This is a genomic window from Flavobacterium sp. MFBS3-15 (genome assembly GCF_026107645.2).
Taxonomy (GTDB): domain Bacteria; phylum Bacteroidota; class Bacteroidia; order Flavobacteriales; family Flavobacteriaceae; genus Flavobacterium.
In genome coordinates, this window is sequence record NZ_JAPCHV010000012.1 from 34,944 (window position 1) to 47,180 (window position 12,237).

Consider the following 12,237-nt stretch of genomic DNA (forward strand, 5'->3'; position numbering starts at 1 on the left):
CGTAGAGGCGTTGCAATGCAACGTCTCTACAACTACGCATAAGTTTAATTTGGATATATAGAATAGGGCTTTGTGATCAATTTTATATCGAACTCACATTAAATAAAAAATGCCGCAGATTATCGAACTGCGGCATTTTCGTTTTGGTAATATGATTTTTCTATTTCACTACGAGTTTTTGGGTTGCCGTTTTGCCATCGGCATTCAGCGTTACAAAGTACACACCACTTTTGAGTGAGGACACATCGAGGTCGGATTGTGTGCCTTGTAATTTGGCGTTGGCAACGGTTTTGCCTAGTACATCGGTTACAGTTACCGTGGCGCCATTGACTTCAGCAATCATTTGCAGGGTGATTTTGGCTGATGCAGGGTTAGGATACATTACGAAACCATTGGCCGTATTTTCATTGATGCCTGCGGCAGACATTACGGTTGTAGTAATCGTATTGGTCTCTATTACAGGGTTAAAATCGAAGTAAATACCCGCCTGGCCCGACATAGAGTCGCCCGCCACAACCGAAGTTTTCGGTTTTATCCTGTACATCACATAGCCATGGCTGTCGGGTTCGTTCACCATTGCACCGGGAAGCTGAATGTCATTGAAACGGAATGTTACTTCATTTCCGTTGCCGCTGCGCTCAGCCTGGAACGTGTGGCTGCCGATCATTGGCTCAAAGGTGTTCCAGTCAAGATTGCCGTCAAGCATCGTTTCAATCCTCACATTGTGGGCATTGGCATTGCCTTCGTTCTGGAAACGTATGGTGTAATGCAGGTAGCCGTCGGCCTGGGCTTCTGTAATCTCTTCGCCTTCACGAACGTTGATGTCGTTAGGGTCCCAGGAATTTACCGAAACCTGGTCCAATATGTCGGTGTTATTGGATGGGAATGCATCGGCAGCTCCGTTGATTGAAATGGTTGAAGTAAATGTAATGATGTCGCCAAGGTTTACTATTCCTGGCATGGCTACCTGGAAGTCTATGTAGATGATTTGGTAGCCGTAAGGCTGCATGTTGGTATACTCAAAGGCCAGCATTCCCGGTAGTGCCGTCATGGAAGGCCAGGATTGCAGGTAGTCGAGCTGCGTATCGTTGTATTGCAGTGCCACAGTACCGCTTGCGGTTGTGTTACCGAAGTTTTGTATCACAAGCGCATAGGCCGCTGTAAAGCCCGGCTGGGCACCGTTTAGCGGGGCAAGGTATACAGCAACATCATTAATTGGGGCAGGAGGCGTTAAGCAGAAGTTGATGTTTTCAACATTTACATCAGATACTGAAACAGTGTGGGCAGTGGGGGTCGATACCATATTATAAGGATAGTATGGGCTTGCCTGAACACTTATTGTACCTGTAGGTACATTATAAAAAGTATAATTGCCATCCGCATCCGTGTACGCGTAATCAATCTGGTTGTTAAGTGTGTAATATACCGCTATCCCTGAAGCAGGAGGGTCATTCTCAGTACACCCATTCCCGTCAGCGTCAAAGGATATATGGCCGGACACCGTAATATTGCTACATTCTATAGCTATTAGCGGCAGTTGTACTATCCAAATACAGTTACCGGTATCTACCCTGATATATAGCACCTGTACCTGCCCGGATATAACGGGCTGGGTAATTGTATAATTATTGATGTTTTGGATTGCGTTTTGGGTAGCATTCGTTTCGGCATCTTCATATGTTTCAAAAATTTGGACATTTAATGCGTCCGGATACATCAGCCACACATTCGCGATCCATGGCTCCAGATTGTAGGTAACCATGTCGTTTATAATACATTCAGCAACCGAGTCTAATGTTATTTGTGCGGAAGTGTTGCCAATGGTAACCATGAACATGGTTTGGTCACTGCAGCCATTCTGTTCGGCATATATGTAAAGAGCCATTGAAGTAGTTATTGCGGTACCAGCCGGTAACAACGTACCGCTACCGTTTGGCCCCGTATAGTAATTGCCACTGCTCAACGCGGGGAGTATAAAGCTACCGCATGCGGTCACATCGTTCAGTTCGGGTACAATCGCACCGTTCCACATGCTTATGACAAAGCTGGTAGTGTCAAACTCACCTGTTGCAATATTGGTTACCCTGATATACAACGCCTGCTCGATATTGCCGGTAGTGATCATGAAGGCCTGCGGATTGGCAATGGGGTTTACATTGTTATCAGCGTCCTCCCACGAAAGGTGGTAGGTTACTATGTATTCGGCAGGCGACTGGTTGGCAAGCGTTACCGGGGTTTGCACTGTAAGGTCAAAAACCTCATAGTTGCACTGGTTAATATCCGGCACGGGATAAGCTTCGGCCTGGGCCATGCCTTTAAGGCAAAGAAGCATGAGCAACCCAAGGAAAAGTAATTTCTTTTTCATAGTAAGAGATTGTTTGGTTATGTATTTTAAACAGCATAACTCTTAAATCCCCTACCTTATACCCCAAAAATACCCTAAAAATTCCTCAAAAGTCCCATGATATCTGTCATAAAATCATCATATTAATATGATTTTATGGCTATTTATTCCTCTCCCGCCAATTTTCGGTGATGGCATCGTAGTCGATCGTAAATGCAGGTTCCTGCCGGACAAGCCTCTTTTCGTCGAAAGCCTTCAGGAGATAGCCTTCAATGGCATAATCCTCGGTCACATTTGCCGGATTATACTTCATTTTGAGGTTAATATCGAACAGGCGCGCCATCCTGTTGGACCAAAAAGCCTTCCAACCGCTTTTATGTTCCTTTATAAGATCGAACGTGGTATGCCCGGTCTGCCTGTAAATGAGCTTTACTAGTATCTGCCCTTCTTTTCGTGTGAGCTTTTTCAACTGGCCTTCAAACTCGTCTTCGAGGTATTTCTCTACAATTTTAGCATATTTTTTCTTCTCGCGGTCGGTCTTCAGCCTGTCCATGTTATTGGCCATCATAGTCAGCTTTTCGGCAGCAAGCTTTGCGTACGGATATACCTTTAGTACACGGCGCCTTAGCAGCAGCAATTGCTTCTTTTCCTCAACGCTGAGCCCATCCCCAATCACCAGTTCCTCCAACTCGGTACTGAAAACGATTGAATCGTTATCAATACTGTCATTTTCAACCACCTGGGCACTGGCACCCATGCTCATAAATAATAGGATTATGAAGAATATCCTTGCTTTCATCGTTAAGAAATTTATCCCAAAATTATGCATAATTATATAACTCTGTAATGTAATTTATATTTTAGCCAAAAATTAAATTTATGTCAGCAAATTCTATACTTACCGATGCCTCAATGGCGTTCCTGGAGCAATACCTCAATAACCCCTCGCCTACCGGATATGAAGCCGGTGGCCAAAAGATATGGATGGATTACCTCCAGCCTTATGTAGACACTTTCATTACCGATACTTACGGCACAGCTGTGGGTGTCATCAACCCCGATGCGCCCTACAAAGTGGTTATTGAAGGCCACAGCGACGAGATTTCCTGGTATGTAAACTACATTACCGACAATGGACTCATTTACGTTATCCGTAACGGGGGGTCAGACCATATGATCGCCCCATCCAAACGTGTCAATATCCATACCAAAAATGGTATTGTTAAAGGCGTGTTCGGATGGCCGGCCATACATACCCGCAACCGAGGCAAAGAAGAACCGGCCAAGATTGAGACCATATTCATCGACTGCGGATGCTCTACAAAGGAAGAGGTTGAAAAACTGGGCATACATGTAGGTTGTGTAATTACTTATCCTGACGATTTCATGGTACTTAACGAAAATAAATTCGTATGCCGGGCCATCGACAACCGTATCGGCGGTTTCATGATTGCCGAGGTAGCGCGCCTGTTGCATGAGAACAAAAAGAAACTGCCTTTCGGCCTGTACATTACCAATTCTGTTCAGGAAGAAGTAGGCCTTCGCGGTGCCGAGATGATCACTAAGACCATCAGGCCGAATGTTGCTATTGTAACCGATGTATGCCACGATAGCACCACACCGATGATAGATAAACGCATTGAGGGTGAAACCCAGATAGGCAAAGGCCCTGTAATTACCTATGCCCCTGCAGTTCAGAACAATCTCCGCGAACTTATCATTGATACAGCAAATAAGAAAGAAATACCATTCCAAAGACTGGCATCTTCACGTGTTACCGGTACCGATACTGATGCGTTTGCGTATAGCAACGGCGGTGTGGCTTCGGCACTTATTTCACTGCCGCTACGCTACATGCACACAACAGTGGAAATGGTGCAACGCGAAGATGTAGAGAACGTTATAAAGCTGATTTATGAAACACTCCTTACTATCGAAAACGAAGATACTTTCTCATATTTCAGTTAATTCTTTACCCTATGAAAACAAAAAAAGCATCTGCGGCCTGCGGATGCTTTTCTTTTTCTAAGTGATGAGCGGATGCTTAGGCGTTTTTGGCTGCTTTAAGCAGTTCGATTGCCTGTGTAGCATTAGAAAGCTCAGCATACTTAAGGGCTGTAAAGCCTTTTTCATCCTTAGCCTTCAGGTCGGCACCTTTTTCCAGGAGCAATTTAATAATTTCCACGTTGTTGTAGCGTGCCGCGATCATCAGCGGTGTCATACCGTTGCATTTCTCGTCGATTGATACGCCATACTCAAGGAATTTTTTCACAGCTTCAACATCCCCTTTAGAGATTGCAATCCCCAGTGGTGTAGGTTCTTTGTACGTCCTCACTAACTCAAATCCGTGAGACGTACTTTCCACAGTTGAAGCTACTGCTACATTACTAAATGCTACAAGAGCCAGTCCGAAATAAATGATCGCTTTTTTCATGATGATTGAAATTTTAATTGATGATTGTTTTTATTTTATTGTTATTGGGTGATTAGCCCCTACGGTTGATTAGGCCGTTTGAAGTAATAGACGTATATAACCATACAATCGTTACTGAGAAAACACTATTTAACAAATATTTAACAGATTTATCTTACTATGCACGCCTAATAAAACAAAAAACCACCTGCGTTTACAGGTGGTTTAAAAAGAATTAGTTTTGTAATCATTTTTTCAGGTAAGCCTCAACATTTTTTTGGATACGGTCATGGATCTTGCTGATATCGGCCTTCGCAAATTTCTCGCCTATGATGTTTTCGTACAATTCTATGTACCTTTCCGATACACTCACTACGTACTCTTCTGTCATTTCAGGTACCTGCTGCCCTTCTTTGCCCTGAAAGCCATTAGCTATAAGCCATTGGCGTACAAACTCCTTCGAAAGCTGCTTCTGCTCCTCTCCTTTGTTTTGGCGCTCACCATAACCGTCGGCATAAAAATAACGTGATGAATCCGGGGTATGTATCTCATCGATGAGCACAATTTTGCCTTCTTTCGTTTTCCCGAATTCATACTTGGTATCTACCAGTATCAGCCCGCGCGATGCAGCAATTTCAGTACCTTTCTCAAACAGTGCACGGGTATATTTCTCAAGCTGCGTATAATCTTCCTCCGAGACAATCCCTTTGGTAATCACTTCTTCACGCGAAATGTCGGCATCATGCTCACCGTTGTCGGCTTTGGTTGTCGGGGTGATTATCGGGGCCGGGAACTTGTCGTTCTCCTTCATGCCTTCCGGCAGCTCCACACCGCACAGCGCCCGTCGGCCTGCCTTATATTCGCGGGCCGCATGGCCTGACAGATAACCGCGAATCACCATCTCCACCTTGAAAGGCTCGCACAAATGGCCTACCGCAACGTTAGGGTCGGGTGTGTCGATGAGCCAGTTGGGTACGATGTCCTGGGTAAGGCGCATGAACTTTGTCGCTATTTGATTGAGTATCTGACCCTTGTACGGTATACCCTCCGGCAGCACCACATCGAAAGCCGAAAGCCTGTCGGTGGCTACCATTACCAGCAGTTCGTCGTTGATGTTGTACACGTCGCGCACCTTGCCGCGATATACCGACTTTTGCCCCGGGAAATTGAAATCTGTTGTGGTTATGGTCTTTTGTGCCATGTGTCGTTGTTGTTTTGTTGTAGTTGAGGTGCAAAAATAAGAAAGTTATGGGCAGATTTTTTGATTGGGGGCCAAATTTCATATCCGTTTTTTGCGAAAGGTAAAAATAGGGGAAATAATGGGGTATTTTTAGTCCACGTTGGGAGAGTTTATGGTACCACCAGGGGGATATTTGAGACCGAAAAATATGATTTTAGGGTATGGGCATGATGAATTTAGGGTATCGCTTTTTACAACCGGAAATCCGGGACCGGAAAATTACTTTTTTTACACTCCAAAAAATGGATGGCATACTTAAAAAACAATTTTGAAACAAAAAGCAACCGCAAGCATTACTATACAAGGCGGCCATAGCAGGGTACGGAAGCCAGGGAGCGTAACTCACTTGCCGGCAGTAGTGGGGCGGTTTTTACAGCACGGCCAATAAAAGAATAATGGCAATCTTGAATTGTGCCGTCTTAAATAACTTCATTATCGAGCCAGTAGAAAAGGGTGATAAGTGCGGTATCATCAATATCATACATGGTTTGCAATGAGAGTTTTCCTTTGGTAAGATAATGGTTGAGCCCTTCGGCAAGGGAAAGTGTAATGTTCGGGTTTACAAATCCCTGCAATAGTTTTGTCTCGGCAACCGGGTCTACAAAGGTATCATCCGATCCTACTATATATAATACAGGTATCCCGATGGTGCGATAAGCCTCCTCAAAATCCTTCCGCACAATGTCCTTTTCAGAGGCCAGCGTGAGGTACGGAAAACGCCCGTAATGCTCTTTGCCATACCCTATCTTTTTGGCTGCCTTGTCCAGCTTTTTTGATAGCGGCCAGCTGTCCAGCTCTTTGTTTTCGGCTACTATTTGATGCATATAGGCCATAGTCTCCAGCTTCTCTTCCCTGGTGGGGTAGTTCAGCACTTCGTTAAAAGCATTCTGCCCGTTCATCAGCTGGTATTCCAGGAATTTGCCATGCTTTTGCACCGGTGTGGCCCATTGTATGAGGAAATCTACAGGCGCCTTGTTTGTGTACGCCTCCATTGTGACCATGCCTCCCTGGCTGTGGCCCAACAGCCCCAGCTTCTTGCCGTCCAGCACAGCGGCCTTTCGCAGTTTTGCAATGCAGGAAGCCAGTTCTTCGCCCATTGTAGTGATGGTGTAGTTGGCCGTATTGAATTTACCTCCTGATTTGCCAAGGCCGCGCTCGTCATAACGGTACACCGCTATGTTGTGCTCCAGCAGCTTTTGGGTCAGCAGGTAATGGCTATGGCGGGTATCGGCCCCCGATCCGGGTACGATGACGATCACTTTATCAAACGGGGTTTTGGGGTACAGGAGCGTTCCCGACAGCGTGATGCTGTCCTTCTTCTCCTTGACCCTGAACGTTATTTCCTCAGCATGATAATTTTCCCTGTTGCTTATGTCTCTCTCATAGTCAAAAATTTCCTGGGCGGTGGCAGCATTGAACAGTAAGAACAGTAACAGGGAGAATGATCGTTGTAGGTTTATCATGATGGCAATTGGGTTTGTTTGTTACCTGATAACTATAAAACAACGGAAAAATTGCAGGAAAATATTGGATTGTGATATTCATATGCCGCTCCTCCGGAGCTCAACAACATTTTGTTACTATTCTTGCTATAAATATGCCGTCCCTCTAGGACTCATCTGTGGCAGCCCCGGCGGGGCGATATGTTTATAGAAATATCAAATATGAGTGGCTTAGAGCTCCGGAGGAGCGGAATGTAAATTATTCAAAGCACTTCCTGACACTTGTGTTTTCCAATTATCAGGTGTAATTTATATTGAATGCAATGAAACTTAGGCCTATCGGCTACTTAATACCTCAGTAATGGTTCTCAATCATAAATGATTTTCTTTACGTTAGTAAGCATCAAGTTCTTGGATATAGTAATTAAATCTTTAATGGCACGATCAAGATGCTCGCTTTAGCTGGCGTTGTGATAATATCCAATAGTTCGGTTTCTAAGAAACATGCAAGATGACCACCACAGTCAGGCTTTTATTATAGCCTCTTCGATCATGAAATCCGGCACCCAAAAACCACTTTTTTTTAGACTCTAAAATTGGATGTTTGTATAAAAACAATTTTGAAACAAAAAGTAATATGAATCATTATAATAAAGATTGCAATATACCTCAAGTGTACTCATGAACTGGCAATGATATATCACAAAGAGGAATTTTATGAGAATGATTATCTAGAAACATATATTAAAATGTTAAAAATATTATGGAAATGTTAATAAAATATTCTTTAAAAATCGTGAAAAAATTGCAATTTGCATGGTTTAAAAGCTTTTTTATGTCAAAATACAAAATCAAGAAAAACCAGCTAATTGGGTCTCCTGACGCAGAAACAGATGATTTATTACTCGCTGCCTTCATTTCAATTGACAACCTCCAAGAAATTCTTGATACTAAAAATCAGAAGTCTATATTATTAGGTCGTACTGGAAGTGGTAAAAGTGCAATTCTCAAGTATCTTGCTGAAAACTGTGACAATGTTAAAAGTATTGATCCAGAATCTATGTCTTTGCGATTCTTAAGCAATTCAACTATACTTCGATATTTTGATTCAATTGGTGTAAATCTAAATCTATTTTATAAAGTCTTATGGAAGCATGTATTTATAGTTGAGTTACTTAAAATGTATTTTGATGAAAATTCTACTTTTAAAAAGCATAATTTTTTTGATAGGCTAAAGGCTTCCATAGGGCACGGTAAAAAAACAAATGCTAGAAAAGATAAGGCTATAAAATATATGGAAACATGGTCTAATGACTTTTGGCAACAAACTGAAATCCTTATAAAAACTTTTGAAAAAAATATCCAAGAGAAATTTATTGCCTCACTAAATATTGATGCAGAAGCAATAAAATTTGGCTTTGCAGACGAAAAATTTCGAAATGAAAATTTTGTTTATGAAGCAAAACAAAAAGCTGAATCAATTATTTCAAATTCTCAAGTATTAGAATTATTGGATATTGTGGAAATTATGAAAGATGATTTATTTTTAGATCATCAAAGAAAATACTATATCCTGATTGATGATCTTGATACAGAATGGATTGAAGATTCTTTAAGGTTAGAACTTATTGGTGCCATGGTAGATGTAATAAAGGAATTTAGACAATTACCAGGAATAAAAATAGTAATATCTCTTCGAGAAAACTTAAACGAAATTGTATTTTCAAAACATCAGCATAAGGGTAGCCAAAGAGAAAAGTTAAAGCCACTATATTCTTCTCTAGAATGGACTTCGATAGAACTTAAAGAGTTGGTAGATAAGCGTCTATTATTATTATCAGAAAACGAGTTTAATATTAATGTTGCATTCAATCAAATTAGAAGAGGGAATAAAAAAGGACTAGACTATGTGTTAGAAAGAACCTTCTACAGGCCAAGAGATATTATTTCGTTTATGAATCACATGATTGAAAATGCTAATGATAAAACTTCGTTTTCAAGTGACATTATGTCTAAAGCAGAACCTTCATACTCTATCGAGCGATTTCAAGCATTAGAAGATGAATGGTTTGAAAATTACGGTAAAATTTCTGAGGTTTGCGGTTTTTTACGTGGTATAAATAATGGATTTAAGTTAAAAACTATTTCTGAAAATAAATTTGCAGAATTATATGTTGAGGATATTGACACTAATTTGTTTAAAGGTGAATTACTAAATGCAATTCAAGATTGGAAAAAGAACACCATAAATTTTATTAGTTTCCAAAAAAAATTAATGTATATTCTATACAGAATTGGCATTTTAGGTGTAAAAAAAGGACCAGATTTCCCAACAGCATTTTACTTCACAAAAGAAGTCATTATAGAAAAATCAGACATTTCTAACAGTTGTAGATTCTACGTTCACCCCGCATTGTATTCTATATTCAAGATAAATGTAATTGATCAACTGCCTGAAGATAATTAATAAAAGCTAATATTTAGAAATAATCAATAAATATTAGCTTTTAAATATTTTAGTGTCTACTTATAAAATTCCCCTAAGTCCATCACCTTTAATCATGATTCTCAATGCTCTTATACGCATCGATGATCTTCTTAACGAGCCTGTGGCGCACGATGTCCTTATCATCAAGGTAAATGATGCCCACGCCCTCCACATCCTTCAATATAAGTATCGCTTCCTTAAGCCCTGATATGGTGCGGCGCGGCAGGTCCACCTGCCCCGGGTCGCCCGTAATCATGAACTTCGCATTCTTGCCCATACGCGTCAGGAACATCTTCATCTGCGAGTGCGTGGTGTTCTGCGCCTCATCGAGGATTACGAACGCATTGTCCAGCGTGCGCCCCCTCATGAAGGCCAGCGGCGCTATCTGTATGATGCCTTTCAGCAGGTAGTCTTCCAGCGTTTGCGGCGGAATCATGTCGCGCAGCGCGTCGTATAGCGGCTGCATGTACGGGTCCAGCTTCTCCTTCATGTCGCCCGGAAGGAAGCCGAGGTTCTCCCCCGCCTCCACAGCGGGACGCGTCAGGATGATGCGCTTTACCTGCTTTTCCTTTAATGCCTTTACGGCAAGGGCTACGCCTGTGTAGGTCTTACCGGTACCGGCAGGGCCAATGGCAAAAACCATGTCGTTTTTGTTCATGTAGTCAACCAGTTTTTGCTGGTTGGGCGTCATGGCTTTTATCAGCTTGCCGCCAAGGCCGTGCACGAGTATCTTGTCGCTCGGGTCCATGTGCTCCTCCCGGGAGTCGCTCTGGATCACGCGCTCGATCACGTTGTCGTCAATGTTGTTGTATCGTGTAAAGTGGAGCATAAGCCGCTTGAAACGGGTCTCGAACTCGTCGAGCATTTCCTTTTCGCCGAAAACCTTCAGGGTGGTGTCGCGTGCCACGATCTTCAGCTTGGGGTAATATTTTTTGATGGTTTCAAGATGGGAGTCCTGTGCGCCCCAAAAATCTTTCGGGGCAATGTCGTGGAGTTCGATTATTCTTTCGTTCAAAAGCAGTTTATTTTAGTTAGTGGAATGCGCTATTTATTGTTAGCTTTGCATTCAAATTTAGTGATTTTAAGCACGACTTTATTTAAAGTTTTAAACAATTTTATGTCAATAATTACCCTGACTACCGACTTTGGCCTGAAGGACCATTTTGTAGGCGCGCTGAAAGGAAAGATACTTTCGGAGTACAGGGAGGCGGCCATTGTTGACATTTCGCACCACGTAGACCTCTTTAACGTATCGGAAGCCAGCTATATAGTGGGCGCTGCCTACAGCAGCTTTCCGCAGGGTACGGTGCACCTGGTGGGCGTGGATGCCGAGCTGACCAGGGAAAGCCGCCACATCGCCATGCTGTGGAACGGTCATTACTTCATCTGCGCCGACAACGGCATCCTGAGCATGCTTACCCAAAAAATAGTCCCCGAGAAGATCGTGGAGATCAACATCCACGACCGCCTGCCCGAGGGCGCTACCGAAATGGACGTGTTCGTAACAGTCGCCTGCCATCTGGCGAAGGGGGGCCTGCTGAACGTGATAGGCCGGGAAATAAAGGAGATAAAGGAAATGCACGATGTGCAGGTAAGCGTTGCCGCCGATAATACATCCATAAAAGGAAATGTGGTATACATTGACCATTTTGGCAACTGCGTGACCAACATCTCTAAAAAGCTGGTGAAGGAAGTTGCCAAAGGGCGCGATTTCGATGTGACATTCAGCATCAAGAGCATACGGTCCGTAAAGAAGGGCTACTCCGATTTTACGGTAAACGACCGCTTTTCATTAAAAGATTATGAGGGCGAAAAGCTGGCACTATTCAACGAAGCCGGGTTTCTGGAAATAGCCATCTACCGCAGCAACCCGCTGACCGTTGGCACCGCAAAAACACTGCTGGGGCTCAAGTTCAGGGATGTGGTGAATGTGGTATTCAGATAGTTTTCAGTCGCAGTCACAGTAAATAGTAAAATAAAAAAACAGTATGTTTGTACGCATTGTAAAGATGGGCTTTCAGGAAGATCAGATCGAAGCCTTTCTTGATAATTTTGAGCAGGTTAAGCAGGATATACGAAATTTCCCAGGCAACCGTTTTTTAGAACTGTACAGAGACAGGAACGACCCGGCGGTATTTTTTACCTACAGTTACTGGGAAACCGAGGCCGACCTGGAGACGTACCGCAAGTCGGACCTGTTCTGCGAAACGTGGGCCGTCACCAAGCCGATGTTCCGCCAAAAGGCCGAGGCATGGAGCGTGGATAAACTGGTTTCGCTGCCGTAACTTTGAACTTTAAACGTTTAAACTT

Annotated in this window: 10 protein-coding genes; 4 read left to right on the top strand and 6 right to left on the bottom strand. The window is 43.0% G+C overall.

Annotation, left to right across the window (positions count from 1 at the left end):
* Positions 1-160: 160 nt before the first annotated feature.
* Entirely contained in the window at positions 161-2,365 is a 2,205-nt protein-coding gene (locus tag OGH69_RS11675; protein ID WP_265174655.1) for a DUF7619 domain-containing protein, read from the bottom strand.
* Between the two features lie 139 nt (positions 2,366-2,504).
* The gene (locus OGH69_RS11680; RefSeq protein WP_265174656.1) at positions 2,505-3,143 is read right to left on the bottom strand and encodes a DUF4294 domain-containing protein; all 639 of its coding nucleotides are present in this window, start codon (positions 3,141-3,143) and stop codon (positions 2,505-2,507) included.
* An 80-nt stretch (positions 3,144-3,223) separates the two neighbouring features.
* Here OGH69_RS11680 and OGH69_RS11685 point away from each other — a divergent pair, with 80 nt between their 5' ends.
* A complete protein-coding gene (locus OGH69_RS11685) occupies positions 3,224-4,312 on the top strand; it encodes a M42 family metallopeptidase (protein WP_265174657.1) in 1,089 nt (362 codons plus the stop codon).
* 76 nt (positions 4,313-4,388) lie between these two features.
* Here the strand turns inward: OGH69_RS11685 and OGH69_RS11690 are convergent, their stop codons facing one another.
* From OGH69_RS11690 to OGH69_RS11700, 3 genes are all read right to left on the bottom strand, one after another.
* Entirely contained in the window at positions 4,389-4,778 is a 390-nt protein-coding gene (locus OGH69_RS11690; protein ID WP_265174658.1) for an ankyrin repeat domain-containing protein, read from the bottom strand.
* A gap of 226 nt (positions 4,779-5,004) precedes the next feature.
* Positions 5,005-5,958, bottom strand: coding sequence for a phosphoribosylaminoimidazolesuccinocarboxamide synthase (locus OGH69_RS11695; RefSeq protein ID WP_265174659.1), 954 nt, complete (start codon positions 5,956-5,958; stop codon positions 5,005-5,007).
* Positions 5,959-6,416: 458 nt separating this feature from the next.
* Complete coding sequence (locus OGH69_RS11700) at positions 6,417-7,460, bottom strand: alpha/beta hydrolase (protein ID WP_265174660.1); 1,044 nt, start codon at positions 7,458-7,460, stop codon at positions 6,417-6,419.
* A gap of 742 nt (positions 7,461-8,202) precedes the next feature.
* Between OGH69_RS11700 and OGH69_RS11705 the strand changes: the two genes are divergently transcribed.
* The gene (locus OGH69_RS11705; protein ID WP_265174661.1) at positions 8,203-9,906 is read left to right on the top strand and encodes a P-loop ATPase, Sll1717 family; all 1,704 of its coding nucleotides are present in this window, start codon (positions 8,203-8,205) and stop codon (positions 9,904-9,906) included.
* A gap of 88 nt (positions 9,907-9,994) precedes the next feature.
* Here OGH69_RS11705 and OGH69_RS11710 read toward each other — a convergent pair whose 3' ends face one another.
* Positions 9,995-10,942, bottom strand: a complete 948-nt coding sequence (locus OGH69_RS11710; protein WP_265174662.1) for a PhoH family protein — start codon at positions 10,940-10,942, stop codon at positions 9,995-9,997.
* Between the two features lie 102 nt (positions 10,943-11,044).
* Here OGH69_RS11710 and OGH69_RS11715 point away from each other — a divergent pair, with 102 nt between their 5' ends.
* Positions 11,045-11,872, top strand: coding sequence for an SAM hydrolase/SAM-dependent halogenase family protein (locus OGH69_RS11715; protein ID WP_265174663.1), 828 nt, complete (start codon positions 11,045-11,047; stop codon positions 11,870-11,872).
* A 43-nt stretch (positions 11,873-11,915) separates the two neighbouring features.
* Complete coding sequence (locus OGH69_RS11720) at positions 11,916-12,212, top strand: putative quinol monooxygenase (RefSeq protein ID WP_265174664.1); 297 nt, start codon at positions 11,916-11,918, stop codon at positions 12,210-12,212.
* The last annotated feature ends 25 nt before the right edge of the window (positions 12,213-12,237 follow it).

Coding starts and splice junctions, on each gene's coding strand:
- OGH69_RS11675 (WP_265174655.1), bottom strand. CDS start 2,365: ATGAAAAAGAAATTACTTTTCCTTGGGTTGCTCATGCTTCTTTGCCTT.
- OGH69_RS11680 (WP_265174656.1), bottom strand. CDS start 3,143: ATGAAAGCAAGGATATTCTTCATAATCCTATTATTTATGAGCATGGGT.
- OGH69_RS11685 (WP_265174657.1), top strand. CDS start 3,224: ATGTCAGCAAATTCTATACTTACCGATGCCTCAATGGCGTTCCTGGAG.
- OGH69_RS11690 (WP_265174658.1), bottom strand. CDS start 4,778: ATGAAAAAAGCGATCATTTATTTCGGACTGGCTCTTGTAGCATTTAGT.
- OGH69_RS11695 (WP_265174659.1), bottom strand. CDS start 5,958: ATGGCACAAAAGACCATAACCACAACAGATTTCAATTTCCCGGGGCAA.
- OGH69_RS11700 (WP_265174660.1), bottom strand. CDS start 7,460: ATGATAAACCTACAACGATCATTCTCCCTGTTACTGTTCTTACTGTTC.
- OGH69_RS11705 (WP_265174661.1), top strand. CDS start 8,203: ATGGAAATGTTAATAAAATATTCTTTAAAAATCGTGAAAAAATTGCAA.
- OGH69_RS11715 (WP_265174663.1), top strand. CDS start 11,045: ATGTCAATAATTACCCTGACTACCGACTTTGGCCTGAAGGACCATTTT.
- OGH69_RS11720 (WP_265174664.1), top strand. CDS start 11,916: ATGTTTGTACGCATTGTAAAGATGGGCTTTCAGGAAGATCAGATCGAA.